The sequence below is a fragment of the Sphaerisporangium sp. NPDC005289 genome, assembly GCF_040607455.1.
Taxonomy (GTDB): Bacteria; Actinomycetota; Actinomycetes; order Streptosporangiales; family Streptosporangiaceae; genus Sphaerisporangium; species Sphaerisporangium rhizosphaerae.
In genome coordinates, this window is record NZ_JBEXGS010000004.1 from 385,018 (window position 1) to 404,098 (window position 19,081).

At 66.8% G+C, this 19,081-nt stretch carries 22 protein-coding genes; 10 read left to right on the top strand and 12 right to left on the bottom strand.

What is annotated here, in order from left to right; all coding sequences use genetic code 11:
• Nucleotides 1-52 precede the first annotated feature (52 nt).
• Nucleotides 53-2,158 (top strand): UvrD-helicase domain-containing protein, encoded by a 2,106-nt coding sequence (locus ABZT47_RS10175; RefSeq protein WP_354838328.1) that lies wholly within the window; start codon nt 53-55, stop codon nt 2,156-2,158.
• Here ABZT47_RS10175 and ABZT47_RS10180 read toward each other — a convergent pair.
• Nucleotides 2,127-4,070 carry a DNA translocase FtsK gene (locus tag ABZT47_RS10180; RefSeq protein ID WP_354838331.1) on the bottom strand — a complete coding sequence of 648 codons (1,944 nt, stop codon included), beginning with the start codon at nt 4,068-4,070 and terminating at the stop codon, nt 2,127-2,129. The two genes, ABZT47_RS10175 and ABZT47_RS10180, sit on opposite strands and share 32 nt — an antisense overlap.
• A gap of 252 nt (nt 4,071-4,322) precedes the next feature.
• On the opposite strand from ABZT47_RS10180, the gene ABZT47_RS10185 reads away from it, so the two are divergent.
• Nucleotides 4,323-4,769, top strand: a complete 447-nt coding sequence (locus tag ABZT47_RS10185) for a very short patch repair endonuclease (RefSeq protein WP_354838753.1) — start codon at nt 4,323-4,325, stop codon at nt 4,767-4,769.
• A 113-nt stretch (nt 4,770-4,882) separates the two neighbouring features.
• On the opposite strand, the gene ABZT47_RS10190 is transcribed toward ABZT47_RS10185, so the two are convergent.
• From ABZT47_RS10190 to ABZT47_RS10200, 3 genes are read right to left on the bottom strand one after another with little or no spacing between them, the layout of a single operon-like run.
• Nucleotides 4,883-5,155 carry a hypothetical protein gene (locus ABZT47_RS10190; RefSeq protein WP_354838334.1) on the bottom strand — a complete coding sequence of 91 codons (273 nt, stop codon included), beginning with the start codon at nt 5,153-5,155 and terminating at the stop codon, nt 4,883-4,885.
• A complete protein-coding gene (locus ABZT47_RS10195; RefSeq protein ID WP_354838337.1) occupies nt 5,152-5,349 on the bottom strand; it encodes a DUF397 domain-containing protein in 198 nt (65 codons plus the stop codon). Before ABZT47_RS10195 ends, ABZT47_RS10190 begins: the two co-directional genes overlap by 4 nt.
• A complete protein-coding gene (locus ABZT47_RS10200) occupies nt 5,346-6,206 on the bottom strand; it encodes a helix-turn-helix transcriptional regulator (RefSeq protein ID WP_354838340.1) in 861 nt (286 codons plus the stop codon). The genes ABZT47_RS10195 and ABZT47_RS10200 overlap by 4 nt, the downstream gene beginning before the upstream one ends.
• Before the next feature lie 220 nt (nt 6,207-6,426).
• Between ABZT47_RS10200 and ABZT47_RS10205 the strand changes: the two genes are divergently transcribed.
• Both ABZT47_RS10205 and ABZT47_RS10210 read left to right on the top strand, forming a co-directional pair.
• The gene (locus tag ABZT47_RS10205) at nt 6,427-6,963 is read left to right on the top strand and encodes an ATP-binding protein (protein ID WP_354838343.1); all 537 of its coding nucleotides are present in this window, start codon (nt 6,427-6,429) and stop codon (nt 6,961-6,963) included.
• A gap of 14 nt (nt 6,964-6,977) precedes the next feature.
• Nucleotides 6,978-7,265, top strand: a complete 288-nt coding sequence (locus ABZT47_RS10210) for a hypothetical protein (protein WP_354838346.1) — start codon at nt 6,978-6,980, stop codon at nt 7,263-7,265.
• Between the two features lie 126 nt (nt 7,266-7,391).
• Here ABZT47_RS10210 and ABZT47_RS10215 read toward each other — a convergent pair whose 3' ends face one another.
• The 4 genes from ABZT47_RS10215 to ABZT47_RS10230 form a co-directional block, all read right to left on the bottom strand.
• Complete coding sequence (locus ABZT47_RS10215; RefSeq protein ID WP_354838349.1) at nt 7,392-8,168, bottom strand: hypothetical protein; 777 nt, start codon at nt 8,166-8,168, stop codon at nt 7,392-7,394.
• Between the two features lie 173 nt (nt 8,169-8,341).
• Nucleotides 8,342-9,187 (bottom strand): Scr1 family TA system antitoxin-like transcriptional regulator, encoded by an 846-nt coding sequence (locus ABZT47_RS10220; protein ID WP_354838352.1) that lies wholly within the window; start codon nt 9,185-9,187, stop codon nt 8,342-8,344.
• Nucleotides 9,188-9,224: 37 nt separating this feature from the next.
• Nucleotides 9,225-9,767, bottom strand: a complete 543-nt coding sequence (locus tag ABZT47_RS10225; RefSeq protein ID WP_354838355.1) for a DUF6879 family protein — start codon at nt 9,765-9,767, stop codon at nt 9,225-9,227.
• Nucleotides 9,736-10,113 (bottom strand): hypothetical protein, encoded by a 378-nt coding sequence (locus ABZT47_RS10230; protein WP_354838358.1) that lies wholly within the window; start codon nt 10,111-10,113, stop codon nt 9,736-9,738. Before ABZT47_RS10230 ends, ABZT47_RS10225 begins: the two co-directional genes overlap by 32 nt.
• A 348-nt stretch (nt 10,114-10,461) precedes the next feature.
• Between ABZT47_RS10230 and tgmA the strand changes: the two genes are divergently transcribed.
• The 4 genes from tgmA (at nt 10,462) to ABZT47_RS10250 (ending at nt 13,600) form a co-directional block, all read left to right on the top strand.
• The gene (tgmA, locus tag ABZT47_RS10235; RefSeq protein ID WP_354838361.1) at nt 10,462-10,725 is read left to right on the top strand and encodes a putative ATP-grasp-modified RiPP; all 264 of its coding nucleotides are present in this window, start codon (nt 10,462-10,464) and stop codon (nt 10,723-10,725) included.
• Between the two features lie 11 nt (nt 10,726-10,736).
• Nucleotides 10,737-11,672 carry an ATP-grasp ribosomal peptide maturase gene (gene tgmB, locus ABZT47_RS10240; RefSeq protein WP_354838364.1) on the top strand — a complete coding sequence of 312 codons (936 nt, stop codon included), beginning with the start codon at nt 10,737-10,739 and terminating at the stop codon, nt 11,670-11,672.
• Complete coding sequence (gene tgmC, locus ABZT47_RS10245) at nt 11,669-12,817, top strand: ATP-grasp peptide maturase system methyltransferase (RefSeq protein ID WP_354838367.1); 1,149 nt, start codon at nt 11,669-11,671, stop codon at nt 12,815-12,817. The genes tgmB and tgmC overlap by 4 nt, the downstream gene beginning before the upstream one ends.
• A 204-nt stretch (nt 12,818-13,021) precedes the next feature.
• A complete protein-coding gene (locus ABZT47_RS10250) occupies nt 13,022-13,600 on the top strand; it encodes a GNAT family N-acetyltransferase (protein ID WP_354838370.1) in 579 nt (192 codons plus the stop codon).
• A 130-nt stretch (nt 13,601-13,730) separates the two neighbouring features.
• Here ABZT47_RS10250 and ABZT47_RS10255 read toward each other — a convergent pair whose 3' ends face one another.
• Complete coding sequence (locus ABZT47_RS10255; RefSeq protein WP_354838373.1) at nt 13,731-14,477, bottom strand: class I SAM-dependent methyltransferase; 747 nt, start codon at nt 14,475-14,477, stop codon at nt 13,731-13,733.
• Nucleotides 14,478-14,676: 199 nt separating this feature from the next.
• Nucleotides 14,677-15,255 carry a helix-turn-helix domain-containing protein gene (locus ABZT47_RS10260; RefSeq protein WP_354838376.1) on the bottom strand — a complete coding sequence of 193 codons (579 nt, stop codon included), beginning with the start codon at nt 15,253-15,255 and terminating at the stop codon, nt 14,677-14,679.
• An 80-nt stretch (nt 15,256-15,335) separates the two neighbouring features.
• Here ABZT47_RS10260 and ABZT47_RS10265 point away from each other — a divergent pair, with 80 nt between their 5' ends.
• Nucleotides 15,336-16,391 carry a saccharopine dehydrogenase NADP-binding domain-containing protein gene (locus ABZT47_RS10265; RefSeq protein ID WP_354838379.1) on the top strand — a complete coding sequence of 352 codons (1,056 nt, stop codon included), beginning with the start codon at nt 15,336-15,338 and terminating at the stop codon, nt 16,389-16,391.
• A 97-nt stretch (nt 16,392-16,488) separates the two neighbouring features.
• Nucleotides 16,489-17,283, top strand: a complete 795-nt coding sequence (locus tag ABZT47_RS10270) for a metalloregulator ArsR/SmtB family transcription factor (protein WP_354838382.1) — start codon at nt 16,489-16,491, stop codon at nt 17,281-17,283.
• A gap of 286 nt (nt 17,284-17,569) precedes the next feature.
• Here the strand turns inward: ABZT47_RS10270 and ABZT47_RS10275 are convergent, their stop codons facing one another.
• Nucleotides 17,570-18,445: an NmrA/HSCARG family protein gene (locus tag ABZT47_RS10275; RefSeq protein WP_354838385.1), complete on the bottom strand. Its 876-nt coding sequence runs from the start codon at nt 18,443-18,445 to the stop codon at nt 17,570-17,572.
• A 215-nt stretch (nt 18,446-18,660) separates the two neighbouring features.
• On the bottom strand, nt 18,661-19,056 hold the full coding sequence (locus tag ABZT47_RS10280; protein ID WP_354838388.1) for an Lsr2 family protein: 396 nt from the start codon (nt 19,054-19,056) through the stop codon (nt 18,661-18,663).
• Nucleotides 19,057-19,081 lie beyond the last annotated feature (25 nt).

Consider the following 19,081-nt stretch of genomic DNA (forward strand, 5'->3'; position numbering starts at 1 on the left):
CTTCCGGCTCGATCGGGACCAGATCGGGCCAGAAGCCCAACGAGGAGGTGCGGTGGCACGTTTAGGCATCCACCAGGACTTTCTACAGGACCTTGTGCGATTGGAGCGGCCTATTCAGCAGAAGGTCGTCGACACGATCGCCAGGTTCGAGCAGACCGCCCACGCAGGGGCGCACCTGGAAAAGCTCAACAACATCCGCGACGATCGGTTCAAAAGCATTCGGATCGATCGAAAGTACCGCGGTATCGTTCTGGCCCCCAAGTCGGGTGATGACTTCACTCTGCTACGCGTGGACACCCATGACGAGGCCTACGAGTGGGTGAGGCACCGCCGCGTCTCGGTCAATATGGCCACCGGCCATATGGAGATCCGCGATGACTCCATCATCGATCGCACCATCGAAGGGCTCACGCGGGTTCCGGTCGAGTCCGCACGCCCGCTCTTCGCTCACGTCTCCGACGCTGACATGGTTCGGCTGGGCATCGATGATCAGATGCTGGCGTTCGCCCGAATGCTCACCGATGTGGCCATGCTGGAGGCATTGGACGGCAAGCTGCCACAGATCCAGTACGACGTTCTCTTTGGCTTGGCCGCCGGCATGTCCCCGGAGGACGTCTGGGACGACGTGGTAGGCGCCCCAGAACCGGAGCAGATCGACCCAGAGGATCTGGTCGCCGCCGCTCAACGGATGCCGCACAAGGTGGCGCTGGTGCAGGGACCGGACGAATTAATGCAACTGTTCGCCGCGCCCTTCGCCAGGTGGCGGATCTACTTGCATCCTTTGCAGCATGAGGCGGCCTTCCGGTCTTACACGGGCGCGGCACAGGTGACGGGAGGCCCAGGCACCGGAAAGACCGTGGTTGCGTTGCACCGTGCCCGGCACTTGGCCCGCGAGGGCGGTCGAGTATTACTGACGACCTTCACCGCGACATTGACCCGTTCGTTGGCAGAGTCACTGCGACTGCTAGAGACCGATGACGAAGTGCTGGGCCGAATCGACGTACTGACCGTGGATCAGATGGCGCGGCGGGTGGTAGACCAGCACGTCGGGAAGTTCACTCTTCTTCGTGATGAGGAGGAGAAGCAGATCTGGCGGCGGATCGTCCGGCATCGGGGTCTGGACTTCACCGAGAGGTTCCTCAGGGAAGAATGGAGGCAAGTCGTCCTGGCGCAGGGGATTACGGCCTCCGACGGATACCTGTGCGCGCGTCGGACGGGGCGAGGTCGGCGGCTAGGGACGCTGCAGCGTGCCCAGGTTTGGCAGGCGATCGCCGAGTTCGAGCGCGAAATGACGGAGCACAACTATCGCACCTTCGAGACCATTTGTGTCGCGGCAACCCAGGCGCTCGTTACTTTGGGGGCTCTGCCGTACGACCATATTGTCGTCGACGAGGCGCAGGACCTCCATCCGGTGCGCTGGCGAGTGCTTCGAGCTGCGGTTGCCGAGGGACCGAACGATCTGTTCATCGCTAGCGATACCCACCAGCGCATCTATGACAATCGGGTCTCCCTCAATTCGTTGGGCATTCGTCTCGCGGGCCGATCGACCAGGCTACAGATCAACTACCGGACCACTCGGGAAATCCTTGAGTGGAACTGCGCGATGCTGGCAGGCGAGAAGGTAGACGATCTCGACGGACGGCCGGCGAGCCTGAGCGGCTGTCGCTCCGAGGTGCATGGCGCGCCCCCTGAGTTCTACGGCGCGCCGACCCAGAGCGCCGAACTCGAGTACCTCGTCGACATCGTACGGAGCTGGCTCGACACCGGGGTGCGACCGGAGGAGATCGGGATCGCGGCCAGGTCCGAGACATTGGGGCAGTCGGTGGTCGAGACCCTTACCCGTGCTGGCGTTGGCGCGTGTTACCTGTCGCGCGACCGTGACGGGGCGGAGGGCCAGATTCGAGCCGCGACCATGCATCGAATGAAGGGCCTGGAGTTTCGCTGCGTCGCGCTGATCGGCGCGGGCGCCAACCAGGTGCCCGCCGCCAACGCGGTCACCCCCCTAGAGGAGGATGCCACCACACACTGGAATGACCTGCAACGAGAACGTTGTCTGCTTTTCGTGGCAGGCACCCGTGCACGCGAACGCCTACATGTGTCCTGGCATGGTGAGCCGAGCCCGTTCCTCAACCTCGCCAGTGATCGACGACAGCCCTGATCTCTTCGTCAGAGATCATCGCTAGGCCGATCTCGTAGGGTGGGCCGTTCCTCCCGGCGAGGAAGAGCCCGTTGCCCGGACGTAGTGACTCGGCGCCCAACCGGTCCAGGATGCATAGGCTTTCCGCGGCCGTGGTCGTGGGGAGCGCCAATCGGGCCGGAAAGTAGCCCTTGATCCGGCTGTTCAGCACCTGATCGGAGGGCGCAGCGACGTGGGCGATCACATGAAACCCAACCGCCCGGCCCTCCCGGACGAGTTCGATGATCGCATCGTCTTGGCCGAGGTCGGCCAGTTCGTCGATCACTACCACGACCTCCGGATGCGCCAGTTCGGTGTCGCCGAGGGCACCGCTGGGCACGGGTATCCTCAGCTCGCGCACCTCCCGGTTGAACTGGTCGGTGGTACGACAGTGAGTGGTGGTCAGATCCGCGTAGCGTCCATCCATCTCGGCCAAGGCCCAGGCGATCGGATTGCTCTCGGCCTGGGAGACCACATGGGGCAGGCTGGCGAAGGGATCCCTTCCTTCAGTGAGCACCAGGCGAAGGCTCTTCGGCCGGTGATGCATCGCCAGTGAGGCGATGATGCTTCGCAGCGGATACAGGCGCCCGCCCTTGCCACCGATCAGAAGATGGGGTGATGCGCCGAGGTCTAGGAGAACGGGATTGCCATCTTCGGTCCGACCAAGACCGGCGAGTAACGAGCTACCGTTTGGCACTTCGCGAAGGATGTCACCGAGGCTGAGCAGGTCGGGAGCCCTGTGGGGTACTTCGATGCCGATCGCCACGACGCCTGGCAAGGGAGATGTCGACCGTTTCATGGGGACGAGTCTGGCCCCACTGTTGTCCACCGCTGTGGCGAAGTCGGAGGCCAGAGCGAGGACCACCGTCTCAGGCGTCGTGGGACCCAGCCTGACTTCGAATCGGGTCAATCGCGGCGTGCGAGTGTATCCGGCGACCTTGGCATCGATCCTTGCCCGGTTCAGGACTTGTTCGATGGCCTTCACCATGGCGTCGTCAGCGTCGGTGTGCTTCCGCTCAGGGGTTCCCGACTTCAGGAGCCGGTCCGGCGGAAGCCCATCGACCTTCTTCGGCCCTGGTTTCGGCGCAGGGGCACGCATGGCCTGAAGGCGGGCCGTCACCTCGGTCCCCGACTGCGGACGATCTTCGGGGTTCTTGGCCAGAAGTTGGAGGATCAGCTCCTCCAACGGGGAGGGCACCTCGCAGCGGAATTCGCTGGGAGGCTTCGGCATCTTCGTGGCGTGCTGAAATAAGAGTTGCCAAGTGTTGCCGTGGAACGGCCGGTCACCGGTCGCCATCTCGTAGAGCACGCAACCGAGGGAATAGAGGTCGCTGCGCTCGTCAGGAACGCCGTCGCTCTGTTCAGGTGCCGCATAGGCGGGAGTACCGGCATGGGCTGTGGCCCTGCCGGAGTCGATGACCCTGGCGATGCCGAAGTCGCAGATCTTCGGTCGTTCGCCGGGGAGGATCATGATGTTGGCCGGTTTGATGTCGCGATGGATGACCTTGCTGGCGTGCGCCTCGGTGAGGGCTTGGGCCAGGCGGACACCGATGGTGATGGCCCGCTCGATGGGAAGCCCGTTCAAGTTCTCGGTCATGACCTTCGCCAGGTCCTTGCCGTCGAGGAGTTCCATGACGAAGAACAGGCGCCCGTCATCCTCGTCCGCGTCGTGTACCACGACGATGCCGGGGTGCTGTAGTCGGCCACAGAGTTTGGCCTCCGCACGAAAGCGCTCGATCCGCCGAGGATCGGGATCGACATGGTTTGGAAAGATCTTCACGGCCACCCGGCGATCCAGGCGCAGGTCGAAGCTCTTCCACACCTCTCCCATGGCCCCAGCGCCCAGCTTCTCATCCAGACGGTATCGGCCGGCCAACGTGACACCGCCCAGCACGGCACCCTCCTGACCCGATCAAGATGTCGGTATCCCCGATGCGGATCGTAGCCGCTTCGTGAAGGCATGCTGCTATTGCAGATGTCTGAGCGGTTTTCGAAGGCGAGAGGCAGACCTCTCGCTATGCTCTCCTTCGCCTTCTTCAGCGACCTGGGCTCTCATGTGGTGGTCGTCCTGCACGGCGTCACCCCCGACCTCAGGGAGGTAGACGCTGTCGGCTTACTGGATACATGGCCTTCGTACGGTGGAGATATGGCAGTTGTGAGACCGGTGGGCGCGTCCAGCGAGGGCGTGCGTAAGAGCATGCGGGCGAACAAGGGGAGGGACACCAAGCCGGAACTGGCCTTGCGAAGTGCGGTGCACGCCCTTGGTCTTCGGTACCGAGTCTCGGTCAGGCCGCTGCCGAAGGTCCGGCGCACTGCCGATCTGGTGTTTACCAAGGCGAAGTTGGCGGTGTTCCTGGACGGGTGCTTCTGGCATGGGTGCCCTGATCACCACACGAAGTCGGCGACCAACGCCGCCTACTGGGCGGAGAAGGTCGTCCGCAACCGGGAGCGCGACGCCGAGACCGACCAGAAGTTGAGTGAGGCCGGGTGGCATGTGATCCGCGTGTGGGAGCACGAGAATCCTGAGGACGCGGCCGGCCGCATTGCCGAGCGGGTGCGCAGCATTCGTCAGCGAGACTTGGCGCGCAAGTGATGTAGCTCCGCGACGGCCGGACTCAACGATCGCGGCCCTGTACCGGATCTGGGACGGCCTTGTTGGACCTCGCTGATCGGATTCGCTGGTTCGGCTGGAGTGTGCAAGAAGAACTACAGGCCTGGTTCGCGGAGTAGGTAGTGGCCTGGGGAGGCGATCAAGCCAGATAGGTCGCCGTGGAAGGTCACGATGGGGAAGATCTCCTCCGCGACGTCGTCCGCGTTGCGCCGGTTGCTGTTGATGCCGGCGAAGTGGTCGCTGGTCAGGGCGATCGCCTGGCCAGTGGCCGAGTGGGAGTCTTCTGCCTGTACTACGCACACGAGTGGGTCGAGGTCGCCGCGTGATGATGACCAGTCGAGGACGCGGGTCCAGACCGGCGTCTTCATTTGATCTTCGATAGAAAGGCGCTCCACTCTTGGCGGCGCAAGATGAGGATGGGGCCGTCGGGGCACTTGGAGTCTCGTACTGCGACGTGCGAGTCCATTCGGGCGACTTCTACACAGTTTTCGCCTTGGCCTGTGCTGTAGCTGCTCTTGCGCCAGTCGATGTGTGACAGGTTTACGTCGTGACGATCGATCATTCTTCGCTCCCGAAGCCGGGCTGGACCGATTGGATGAACCTGACAGACTCCGCTGGGCTGAGGGCGATTGCCCGCAGGTGGTCGAACATCAGCGTATATTGCATTACTTCTTCCGTCTCCTCCAGATACAGCCCGGTCGCCGCGGTCTCCAAGTAGATGATCGGTGCGAAGAACTGCGGCGTCGGGAAGTCGAGGATGACGAATGGACCTGAGAGGCCGGGGTGGGCGCCGGCCGACGTGCGAATGACCTGCATCGTGACTCGCGGGTGCTCGCTCATCTCGATGAGCCGCTGCAACTGCTCGCGCATCGTGTCACCGTCGCCCACAGGGCGCCGGATGGCCACCTCGTCCAGTATGACCCACAGCGTCGGGCCATCGCCGTCTCGGGTGAGCAACTGTTGCCGTGCCATGCGCGCCTCGGTACGTCGCCTGACCTCCTTGGGGTCCGTGATGAGCGTGGCGCGGATCACGGTCCGGGCATAAGCCTCGGTCTGGAGGAGTCCTGGAATGACCTGTGGCTCGAAGTTCCTGATCGTGGAGGCTTGAGCCTCCAGGTCAAGGTAGGAGCCGGTGAGGACATCGCGGTACTCGGTCCACCAGCCCTTCTGCCGGCTGTGTCGGGCGAGTGCGAGCAGCGCCTCGCGACGTGCCCCCTGCACCTCGTAGAGGTCGAGCAGATCCCGAAGGTCGCCGACGCTGATACCGGAGCGAGCGCTCTCCACTCGCCACACCTTCGTCGCGTGCCAGTCGAGTCGTTCGGCGATTTCTTCCCTGGAGAAACCGGCCGCATCGCGTAGACGCTCCAACTCGGCGGCGAGTCTGCGATGCCGGATGGTGGGGTTCGTCCGTTGCGGCATTTTCGTTCGGCCCTTCTGCTGTTCGGGGTGATTTGCTGCTTTCTTGCTGCGTCGGCTGGTACTGGCTGTGATGTGCGCTCGTCGCTCCGCAGCAGGTGTGATTTCTCAGAAGTTTTTTAATAGCGGTTGCGTGTTAGTAATCAAGCGGTCACGCTCGGTAGAGCTTGCCATCGGGCCGGCTGCTAGCGCAGCAAAATCGCGGATCTGGAGGTGCTGGGCGATGACCATGGACCAGGTGGGGGCCGTGGAGGGGCACGTCGCGGTGGGGGAGTTGGTCGGGGCGCCGGGTGGGTGGAGTTTGGTGCCGAATCCACCGGTGGCGGGCGAGGCGCTGCGGGTGCGGTCGGTTCGGCGGGAGACGTTCCGGGCGACCGGGGACCAGGTGTCCTGCGCGCGGCGGGTCACAGAGCAGACGCTGCTCGACCACCCGGCCGCGGAGATCGCGGTGCTGCTGGTGTCCGAGCTGACGTCGAACTCCGTCCGGTACAGCGGATCGTCCTTCTTCACCCTGGCCATCGTGCGGACGTTCGCCGAGGACCTGCATATCAAGGTCATGGACGAGGGGAACAACGGCCTGCCACGGCTGTTGCGCGATGATCAGGGCGCTGAGAGCGGCCGGGGCATGCGGCTGGTCGATGTGCTCGCCAAGCAGTGGGGCATCACCCGGCGGCGCGGCGACGGCATGGCTGTGTGGTTCGACGTGGACGAGAAGCTGCCCGAGACGTGGGTCGATCTGCTGCTCGTCGGCGAGAGCTGAACGGAGGCGGCCGGATGTGTCACCTCACCGATCGCGACCGCCAGGCGCTCCGCCTGGCCGCCGAGCTGCGCAGGCGCATGCAGGAGTGGCTCGGCCGTCGGGGGATCGCCGCCTCCCCGGTCATCTCACCGTTCATCGACCCGGCCGGAGACGCCAGCGTCCTGATCAGGATGAATGCGCACGCGGCACTGGCGATGATCGTCGGGTTCGAGGAGCAGCGCCGAGGAGACGCCGGGATGCGCGACGCTCGGATCTGGCCGCCGGAGGAGGACGCCGGTGGGCGTGTTCCCGGCAGACGGTGAGGGCGGGCGCAGCGATGAGACCAGAGTCGTCGGCTCAGCAGTGCAGACGCCGAGTTCTGATGTCATCGTCCGGCGACGTCTGCCGGCCGTGCTTGACCCTCGATACCTCCGAGGACTGCCATCCGATCAGGTCAGCGCCCGGACCTGATCAGCCGGAGGAGCGGTCACGGTCGTAGCACCCCAATCGGAGAAGGTGATCTCCATCGGCGTCTTCGCGTTCAGTCGTTGCCGCACTGGCCGTCCCTGGCCATCGAGCCAGAGCTCGTACGTGGTGCGCGCACCGAACTCCTTGAGCAACTTTTCGCGAAGCCGGGTCTGTGCCGCCTTGTCGCCGGCCCGGACCAGGGTGTACTCGTCTTCGGTGTCCTGCCCGAACGGCAGCGGGTCGTACACCTTGAGGAAGGCGTCGAGATCCAATTCATCGAGTGCCTTCCGCATGTCGATGGTGACCGTGTAGTGGTCGAGCCCGCCTTCGGATGCCGGGCCGCTCGCTCGTCCTGTCGCCGCCAGCAGTGCGTGCACCCGGTGGCTGTTCACCAGGGTCATGGCCTGTTTCGTGAGCAAGCCGATGCCCAGTAGGTTGTACGGCTCGTGCTCCTTGGTGATCTTGTCCCATGCCTTGCCCGGCGCCACCTCCTCCCCGAGCATCTGCGTGTACCCGGTACCGCCCGTCTGGATGAGCCGTCCGCGAAAGCCTTTGCCGAAATCGGCGGAGATGTCCTGGTCCTGCCCCTTGATGACCACGGTGGCGCTCTGGATTCCCTTCTTCGCCACCCGCTTGACGTCCGGGTGCGCCTGCAGATACGTCTCGACGTATCCGGCGATCTCGAGAGCGGTCTTCGGTCCCGACCCGCAACCCGCCACCAGCACCGCCAACACGGCGATCAGCACGTATGTCCGCACGCCGGGAATGCTCGCACAGGCGCGTGCAGAACCCTCTGGCAGCGACGTGCAGATCACGTGCAGAAAGATCTGCCCATGCCCCCGGAGCCGGCATCGGTCGCGTTCGGCCGACCAGATACGAGGTCATCATGAGGCTTGCGCGCTGCGCGATGCTGGGCGTCCGGCCAAAGCTCTCATCTGTCCAAGGCGGTGATGGCTGAGGCGATCAGGGTTCGTGCGGCCGGGCCGTACGATGCCAGGTCGGCGAGCTCGGTGAACGCCTTGGCGTACAGGGCGACCTCGCGGGGCTGGGTCACGGTGAGCTCTGCGGACAGGGTCTCCACCAGTACCCGTTCCTCGTCGAAGATCCAGAATCCATTGGTAGGCCACATGGCACGGTCGCGGATCGGGATGATCCCCAAGCTGATGTTGGGACGGGTCGCCACGGTGAGCAGGCGGCCGAGTTGGCCGGCCATCACCTCGGCGCCTCCTACGCGGTTCCGTAACGCCGCTTCCTCCAGGATGACCACACAGCGGCGACCGCTGGAGTCAAGGACCTTCTGCCGCTGCAACCGGGCCTCGACCGCCTGTGCGGTGTCGTCGGGGATTTCGCGGAACGCCACGACGGCACGCATGAGTGCAAGCGCGTACTCGGCCGTCTGGAACAGCCCGGGGATCAGCGACGGTTCGTAGACGCGAAAGCTGGTGGTCCGCTCGTACAGGGGAACCGCGGCCTGCTGTAGCCGCTGCAGGCCGGTGCGCTGCATCCGCCGCCACTCGACGTACATCTCGTCGATAGTGCGTAGCGACGCGACCAGGTCACCGGCCTGGTCGCCCGCTCCGCAGTGTCGGCACCACGTCCTGATGTCATTGTCCGACGGCGTCTGCCGGCCGTGCTCGATCCTCGACACCTTCGAGGAGTGCCATCCTGCCAGCTCACCGAGCTCCTGCCCGGTGAGCCCTGCGACGAGGCGGATCTCGCGCAGGCGGACGCCAAGGGCTTGTTTGGCCTGCGCGACGGCGTGTGACGGCGATGGCATGGTGCTGCTTACCGGCTGTGCGGACAGAGACAGGGGATCAGACAGGCCTGTAGTCGCCGTGGTCGATACCCGCCGCCCACACCGCGTCGAACGCCCCCGCGCACAATTTCGCCACGTCGGGCTCTTCGCACCACTCCACTCCAGCCCAGGCGCCTTCTCCGGTGAAATGGTTGAACTGCACCCGGTGCCCATCGAACAACCAGAAGTCATTGCCGGGCAAGGCGATGCCGGACGCGAGGCGCCGAGGAAGCCATCGTCCCTGTTCGCCCGCCAGCAGGTTGGTGAAGGAGACGTCGTACTCGAAACGGATGTACTCGGTCACCGGTTCCGACACGATGCGGGCTCGCCTGACCTCCACACCTCTGCTGGTCGTCTCCCTCATCAAGCTGAGCCACGGCCGCCACCACGACTTCTCGTCAGCCGGGTCGTAGCGGTGGCCTGCCTTCCATGCCGAGAACATCGGGTCCTCGACGGATACGGCGTACAGATCCCGCATCTCCAGGTGGACGGCCGACCGCTCGCACGAGCGGAACAGCGCGGTCCATTGGTCAAACGTCGGCGCTCCGGCGCTCCAGACCACTGGTCACCTCCAGCGCGGTCTTCGCTATCTCGATCACTGTCTCATGGCTGGGCATGTCCAGTTCAGCCAGCACGGCCGGGTCGGTGATGAGCGGCCCTCGGAACACGTAGGTCTCGCCGCGATCGAGCACCAGGGGTGACTTCGGCGGGACGACCGCGTCCTCCGGCAGGAACGTCATCAGCTTCTTCGGTACTTCGACGAGGGTCTCGTGTTCAGCGAGGGCGACCTCGCGGAGCACGGCCGGATCGGTGACGACCCAGCCTTGGAGCACGTACCTGTCGCCGTCGTCGAACAGCGTCGGCGAACCTCCGTCGATGGTGTCCTTGCCGAGGAAACGTAGCGCCATGGGGAGCCTCCTTCGATCGGGAGCGGATGGCTACGCCACCGAGTTTGTGCGCACTGCGTTACCGCCTCAAGGAGTTTGCGAGACTTTGCGCGGCATGCCGAAGCCGTCGCCCGCCGTGAAGGCCGTTCCGCAAAGACGCTCAAACTCGTTGAGGTGCAGGTAGAGGCGTTCCTAGCGTCAGTGCAGGCCCTTGTTGGCCTGCTATCTGTCTGGACGTTTTGCAGTTCACTGTCCGTAACGCGCCCTTCGGCCGCCAGGAGAACGGGCTCAGTGGCGATCGGTGGAGCGCACGGTTCGGGCGAATGTGAAACCTGCAACTCCTGCGACGCATCGAGAAAGGACGCAATGATGAACAACCTGCCCAGGTCGCCATGGGGCCTCACCCGCTCGACCCCGTTCGCGTCCCCGACGGCTACGCCGTACAGGGTCGAACTCGACCCGGCTACCCAGACCGGGGTCTATCGCGACGCCACGACCGGCCGGCTCGTCGAGGCGGGCAAGCACGGCACCAATAAGCAGACCAGCAAGACCGAGCGGACAGGCGGCAGCGGAGATGGTCGTGACCCTCAGCCCTCCGACCAGACCACGGTCACCGACTACGACAGCGACTGATGGCCGCCCCCATGGTCCTGGTGTTCACCTGCCTGGACGATCCGACAGCGGACATGGTCATCAAGCACCTCAATGAACGTGACGCGCACGTCGCCCGGTTCGACCCCGGCGCTGACTTCCCCGCCGACGTTGAGCTGTCGGCATGGTGCGGAGAACAGCACCCACGTGGTGTCCTGACCACGCGGTCACGAAGGGTCGTCCTGGAGCAGGTGCGGGCCGTCTACTACCGGCGGCCCACTTCTTACCTGTCCGAAGGCCCCTCGCAGGTCGAGCGGTTCGTCAGGACGCAGTCACGGTTCGGGCTCGGTGGACTTCTCGCTGCCCTGCCGTGTCCGTACGTCAGCCACCCCTGGGCGATCAACGCGGCCGAGCACAAGCCCCTGCAACTCGCGACCGCGCGCCGGATCGGATTCGAGGTACCTGCCACTCTGATCACCAACCGGGCGGACGATGCGCGCGCGTTCGCGGCCGAGCATGGTCCCATCGTCTACAAGCCACTGCGAGCCACCCCGTACGCAGGTCCCGACGGGGAGCCCGCCACCATCTGGACGGCTCAGGTCCAGTTGTATGACCTGGACGACAGCATCGGTGGTGCGGCGCATTTGTTCCAGGCGCGGGTCGACAAGGCAGCCGACCTTCGGGTGACCGTTGTCGGGGAGCGGGTTTTCTGCGTCCGGCTCGACTCCGATCTGCTCGACTGGCGGCAGGACTACGACCGCCTCGCGTACACGGTGATCGAGGCTCCGGCCGGCCTCGCCGAGGGCTGTGTCGCCTACCTCGACGCGTTGGGCCTGCGCTTCGGCGCCTTTGATTTCGCGCTCACCAGGGATGGTGTTCCGGTATTCCTGGAGTGCAATCCCAACGGCCAGTGGGCCTGGCTGGAAGACGCCACGGGGGCACCAATCGCCGCCGCCATCGCCGACCTGCTCTTGGAGGAGCCGTCGTGACCGTTCATGAGGGGATGCGGCTCCGTTGTGCGCTGGCCGACCGGCTGGCCCGGGCCGGGTCGCTGCACGACCCCGGCTGGCGGGATGCGGTCGAGTCCGTGGCCCGGGAACGCTTTCTCGGGTCGGCGATCGCCGAGGCCACCGAGTACGGCGACCGGTGGAAGGTGATCCGCCGCGAGGAGGTCACCGAGGGCGAATGGCTGGAGCTGGTGTACCGCGACCAGACCTGGGTGACGCAGATCGACGGCGCTGTGATCGAGGGGGCGCGCGGCACCGTTCAGGGGTCGCCGACATCCTCCTCGACCTCGCCCGGCCTGGTGGTGCTGATGCTGGAGGCGGCACAGATCTCCAACGGAGACAAGGTGCTCGAGATCGGCACCGGCACGGGCTATTCCACCGCGCTGATGTGCCACCGGCTCGGCGACAGGGCCGTGACCTCGATCGAGTACGACCCCGCCGTGGCGGCCCGGGCTCGTGACGCGCTCACCGCCGCCGGGTGCCGGCCCACGCTCGTGACCGGTGACGGTCTCGCGGGTTATGACAAGAACGGCGAGTATGACCGACTGATCGCCACCTGCTCGGTGCGCTACGTTCCGATGCCGTGGATGTGGCAGGTCCGCGATGGCGGGACGATCACCGCTCCGCTTACCGGGTGGATGCGCGGGGCCGCGTTCGCGCATCTCACGCTGGGCGACGACGGCACGGCGAGCGGGCGGTTCCTCGAAGAGGACATCTACTTCATGACCGCCCGCCCTCACGGCCCGCCTCCGGTGGCCTCTCCGTACCTCGCGGGCGGGGAGGTGAGGGAGAGCCGGGTGGATCCGCGAGTCCTGGACGATCCGGCCGGGCTGTTCGGGGCACAGCTGGCCGCGCCGTCGGCGATCCGGCTGGGCGGTGGTGACGAGGTCATCCTGTGGGACGTGGCCACCGGTTCGCAGGCCGTCACCCGGCCCGACCCGGCAGGTGGGTGGACGATCCGCCAGCGCGGGCCGCTGCGACTGTGGGACGCGGTCGAGCACGCCGTCCTGGTCTGGCAGAACGCGGGCTCTCCCCGCCAGTCCGCGTACGGGCTCACCGTCACGGGCGATCGTCAGTACGTCTGGCTGGGCGAACCCGACGGACCGAGCTGGGACCTGCCGGTCTGAGCGAGGGGGAAGAACTGCGTCTGTCCCACTCCGCAACCCGCCGATCAGAAGATGTCCAGCCCCTTCCCAACGGTCTACCCGTCGTGCCCCCTCAGAGGGGCATGACCTGGGTGAATGTGATCATCGGCAGGCACAGCGGGGGCGGGGGAGCGCTGGGCGATACTCGGATGACCGGCGAGTGGCTCGTGCGCGAGAATGCGGCTCATGTCTCAGGCGAAATTGCGCACCGACCGCATCGAGCTTGTTCCGCTGTCTGACGAACACCTCGAGGACGAGATCGCGCTCGACGCTGACCCGGAGGTCATGCGGTACCTCGGCAACGGTCGTGCTCGTAGCCGTGAGGAGGTCGAGGTTCTTCATGGGCAGCGGCTCGCGGCCGCGGACCGCGTCGCGGGACTGGGTTTCTGGGCCGGATTCGTCGACGGGCACTTCGTCGGCTGGTGGATTCTGCAGCCGCCGGAGCGCGTCGATCAAGGGCCGGTCGAAGGGCAGGCCGAGCTTGGCTACCGGCTCCTGCGTCGTTACTGGCGTCAGGGGTTGGCCAGCGAGGGAGGCCGCGAGCTCATCCGGCACGGGTTCGAAGATCTCCGGCTGCACCGCATCTTCGCCGAGACCATGGTGGTCAACACCGCCTCCCGCGCGACCATGACCGCACTCGGCATGGAGCATGTCCGTACGTTCCACATGGAGTGGGACGAGCCGATCCCCGGCAGCGATCTAGGTGAGGTCGAGTACGCGATCACCCGGGAGCGGTGGCTCGCTTGCCAGGCGGCCGAAGCTTGAGTGCTCGCCGAAGACCTCACCACGAGGATCGCGCCGTTCGTTGTGTCCTGCTCGCTTACCGTGTCAGGCGGCGGTGCGAGAGCTCGTCGGACGGAAGTCGTCTGAGATGGCGCCCAGCCGCAGTGGGGGTTCAGGCGATCAGTAGGCGGAGGCCGAGTTCTGCCTCTTCGAGGTCGAGGAGGGCTTGGTTGCGTTCGTGCCATCGGCCGGAGGTGAGGTCGTCGCGGAGGCTGTGGACCGCGCGCTGTTCGGCGTCCTGGCCGACTGTGGTGAAGACCGATATCCCGCGGCGGACGTTCTCGTCCAGGTATGCCTCCGGCCGGCGCCAGTAGGCCTCGAAGAAGCCGTCGGCGCAGTCCCACGGGATGGGCACCGGTTCGATCCGGGCTCCGATCGCATCGGCCAGCTCGGTCACCGAAGGCCGGCCGACGAGGAGGTTCGCGACCTCGGGCAGGTAGTCGCGGGTGAGCCAGAACCGGTGAAGCCATCCGGTGTCACTGGTGTCGTGCGTGAACACCACCACGCGGCGAGCGACCCGCCGCATCTCGCGCAGGCCGGCGATCGGGTCCGGCCAGTGGTGGATGGAGGCGACGGCCATCGCGGCGTCGAACGACTGGTCGTCGAACGGCAGGTTCTCGGCGGATCCGACCAGGCACGGCGCCGCGTCCGCAGGGCGCTGCGAACGCATGAGCGCCGACGGTTCCACCGCCAGGACGTGGCGGTCGGGGGGCTCGTAGGACCCGGTGCCCGCCCCGACGTTCAGTATGGTCCGGGCATCGCCGAGTGCGGCCCAGATCTGCGCGGCGATGCGCGGTTCGGTGCGCCGTGTCGCGGTGTAGGTGGCTCCGATGGTGTCGTACAACTGCGCGCTGGACATTGACGCCGCCTTTCTGGCTGTCACCCTCGCCGGCTCCGCGTCGTCCCGGTGGCCTGGGGGCGTGTCCCTGCCCGGGAGGTCGCTTGATCGCTATTTCACCCTACTGATGGAACAGGGACTTGAGCATGCGATCAGAGGGCCGGCTGTGAGGGGAGCGGTGCTTCGCGCGGGAGCCCGACCTCCCATCGAGTTGTTCGGCTCACGTCGAGGGCGTGTTCGTCAGGTGCCTCATCGCCGCCAGGGTCTGGTTGATGGTGGCCGGGAGGTCGGGGTCGCCGTGCTGGTCGATCCAGCGGGTCACCGCTATCCGGAACGTGGTCACGGCGATCTCGGCCGCCAGCCGGGCGGTCAGGTCGTCGACCCCGCGGTCGCGGAAGCCCTGCTCAAGGGCATGCGACATCAGCGAGAACTTGCGCAGCTCGCGCTCGTGCAGGGCGGGTTCGGCGTCGATGGCGGCCCGTCGGCGTAGCAGGTAGTCGAGGCTGCGGCCCTGGAAGATCTCGGTCGCGGCGGGGGCCAGGCCCTCGGCGATCAGTTCCATCGGGCCGAGCGACGGCGGGGCCTCGGCCATGAGGCGGGCCACCTGCTCGGGCACCAACTCCTCGCCGGCGAACAGCACCTCACGCTTGTCTGCGAAGTGCCGGAAGAACGTACGGGTCGTGAGCCCGGCCCTCGCCGTGATCTGCGGCACGGTCGTCTCGGTGAAGCCCTGCTCGAGGAAGAGATCGAGCGCGGCCTGTTCGAGCCGTTCTCGCGCACCCGGCTGCCATCGACCCATGCGGCACATTCTAGTGATGACACGCCATGTCGTGCCATGCGATAGTGATGACACGACGTGCCATGACTGTGGAGGAGAACATGACAGGTGAGATCTGGGTGCTCGGCGCGACCGGACGGGTCGGCCGGGAGGCGGTGGAGCGTCTGCGGCGGGCGGGCGCCGAGGTGGTGGTGGCCGGCCGTGATCGGGAGCGGCTGACTCAGGTGAGTCCGGACGCCCGGGCGGTGACCGGCTCGCTCGACGAGGTCTGCGCGCGGCTGGCCGCCGAGGCGCCGGCCGTCGTGATCAACACGGTGGGCCCGTTCGCGGTCACGGCACCGCGAGTCGCGCGGGCCTGTCCGCCAGGCACCCACTACGTCGACGTCGCCGCCGAGCTGAGCGCGTTCGAACTGCTCCACGGCATGGACAGGGAGGCGGCGGCGACCGGTCGCACGCTGGTCTGCGGGGCGGGCTTCGGCGTGCTCGCGACCGAGAGCATCCTGCTGCATCTGCTGGCGGCCGAGGAGAAGCCATCGCGAGTGCGCATCGACGCCGTCGCGTCGGTCGCGATCGAACCCGGCGCGCTCGGCGAGGCTCTGGCCGCCACCATCGTGCACGCGTTGCTCGACGGCGGCCGCGAGGTGCGGCAGGGCCGGTTGGTACGCGCCCGGGCCGGTGGTGCCGCCGAGCGGCTGACCACCCCCGACGGCGACGTGGTCACCACCGCTTCCCTGGGTGGCGGCGAGCTCCTCGCGGCCTGGTGGGCCAGTGGCGCCCCGTCGGTGATCGGCGCCTCGGCTCTCGTCCCGGCCAACCCGGCCGTCCGAGCGGCTCTGCCGGTGGTCAGTGGCGTGCTGCGGTTGCCCGGCGTCGCGGGCTTCGTCACTCGGCGGCTCGCCGGCATCACCACGACCACGGCCAAGGAGCGCCCGCGCCGATCGTCCTGGGGCCGGGCCCGGGTCGAATGGCCGTCCGGTCGCGTGCGTGAGGGCTGGCTGCGCACCGGCGAAGGCATGACGTTCACGGTCGGCGCCGTCACCGAGGTGGCCCAGCGCCTGGCCAAGGGCGAGGGTCGTCCAGGCGCGTTCACCCCGGCCAGGCTCTTCGGGCCCGAGGTGGCGCTGGCCGCGGGCGCCGAGTTCGTCATCAGGGACTGAGGACTCATGTCGTCTTGGCAGGCAGCCGTCTGGCTGCCTAAGTTAAAGGCAGCCGAAAGGCTGCATATCAGGCGGCGACCGGGGTACGAGGGCGGGCATGGACGAGGTATTCAAGGCGCTGGCCGATCCGAGCCGGCGCGCGCTGCTCGACTCGCTCAACGCCCGCAACGGGCAGACGCTGCGCGAACTGTGCGCCGGGCTCGACATGGCCAGGCAGTCCGTCAGCAAGCACCTCGCGGTGCTGGAGGAGGCCGGGCTCGTCGCCACCGTGCGGCGGGGCCGAGAGAAGCTGCACTACCTCAACGCCGCGCCCGTGCACGAGATCGCCCACCGGTGGATCAGCCGCTACGACCAGGCCAGGGTCCAAGCCCTGGCGGACCTGAAACTCGCCCTGGAGGAACCCCCGATGGACGCGCCGACCTTCGTCTACACCACCTACATCCGCACCACCGCGCAGAAGCTCTGGCAGGCGCTGACCGAGCCGGCCTTCACCCGCCGCTACTGGGCCACCGAGTTCGACACGGACTGGGCCGTCGGCTCGCCGATGACCTGGGACAACCACGGCGTGATGATCAGCGACCCGGAGCAGGTCGTGCTGGAGGCCGACCCCTACAAGCGGCTCTCCTACACCTGGCACGCCATCACCCCGGAGCTCGCCAAGCGCTTCGGCTGGGACGACGAGATGCTCGCCCGGCTGTCCGGCGAGGCCCGCTCGAAGGTCACCTTCACGATCGACGAGGAGGCCGCGCAGGTCGTGAAGCTCACCGTCGTACACGACGGGTTCGAGCCCGCGTCGAGCCTGGCCGAGATGGTCGGCCACGGCTGGCCGAACGTGGTGGCGAGCCTGAAGACGCTCCTGGAGACCGGCGAACCCCTGCCGGGCGACGCGTGACCTCGCGATGTAAGACGTCCTGAACAAGCCGGCACTGCCACGCGATGCCGCCGGGCACACCTGGGCACCCCGCCGCTCACCCCGCCCGCCCCGGACAAGTGGCGCCACCGGCTCTTGGGGCTGGTACCGGCGCAGGGCCGCGGGTGGGTGGCGGCATCGATCGCGGGCCTCGGCGGCCGGTCAGCGACACGATGCGCCGCCAACGACCCGGCCGTTCACGGAGCGATCGTCGATCAGTGCCCGGTGACGGCGAACCCTCGGCGATGGACGGCGAAAACCGGTCCGCTCAGGCGGGTTGCTCGGTGGGCGGCGTCCAATGCCTGCTCACCCAGGCGTCCAAGGTGGTCAGAGTCTGGTGCCGGGCGCGCAGTGACGGCAGGTCGGCCTTGAAGCCGATGGTGTTGAACCAGTCGAACATGTTGGCCAGCTCTTCGCTGAAGGCGCGCACCTGCTCGATCGGCTGGGAGTGGAATCTCACGGACGTGCCGGCCGCACGCGCGAAGACCTCGGCCATTTGCGAGCCGGTCAACTCGTCCCCGGCGATCTCGATGCTGCGACCCATGAACTCCGCGGGGGCGTCGAAAGCGTCCGCGGCGATGACGCCGATGTCCTCGGGCGTGATCATCTGCAGCCTCGTCCGCGGGGACAACGCCAGGGTGAGCACGAGTTCACCGTCCACCCACCGCGGGCCCAGGTCTTTGAAGTTGCTGATGAAGAAGGGGCACCGCAGGATCGTCGCGGGCAGGCCGAGCTCGGTGATGTGCTTCTCCACCGCTCTCTTGCTCTCGAAGTGCTCCACCTTGCTGGGATGGTCCGCACCACAGACGGAACCGTAGACGAAGTGCCTCACCCCTGCTCGGACGGCGGCGTCCGCGACGGCCTTGCCCTGACGGATCTCACCGGCCGTGCCGTCGGGCCCGGTGAAGGTCTGCACGCTGTAGAGGCCGTGTACGCCGCGCAAAGCCGCGTCCAGCGATTCCGGATCTTCCATGTCCCCGCGGACCAGGATCGCGCCGCCCTCCTTCAGCGCGACCGCCTCGGGCTTGTCCGGGTCACGGACCAGCGCATGCACCGTCCGCCCGCGGGCCAGCAGTTCGCGCGCGGTGGCCCCGCCCTGCCGTCCGGTCGCTCCCGTGACGAGAATGATCTGGCTGTCGGACATGACACGCTCCTCAACGCTGCGGTGCCGGGCTGCCGTGTCGGCAGCCCTCGCACGCACAACACCTTGCTCCCTTAACCAAGGTTGAGGTCCAGCGCATGTGGCCTACATCTTCCGCGCACCGCCGCCGGGGGCATGGCCTCCCGGGCCGTTCGGTCTCCGGTGTCCGTCAGGGCGAAGGGTGGACTTTCCCGGGAGCGGTGGAGCGCTCGATCGCCCTAGGCTTCTTCGCCTGCCGGCTCTTCCGGCGCCGGCTGCGGGGAGGCGGCGTCGAGGTGGGCGGCGATGAACTTCTCGAGGAGTTCGTCGGCGAGCTTGCCCCGGGCGGGGACGTCCAGGCTCTGCTCGCGCGCCCATTCGCGGACGTCGGTGAGGGTGTAGCCCTGCAGGCGGGGGGAGGTGTCGGCGGCCTTCTTCGCGCGGGTGGCCTGCTTGACCTCGCGGGAGCTCTCGAGGACCTGCTCGATGAACGCCAGGGCCTCGCTCAGCCGTTGCTGGTTGGCGTCGGACAGGTCGATGGCGAAGGTCCGGTTCAGCAGCGGGAACTCCCGTCTCGCCACGTCATCGCCCTCGGAGTGGTCGAGGTCGTCAACCAGTATCACCTTCTGTGCCACGTGCGGCCCTTTCCGGATGGATCAT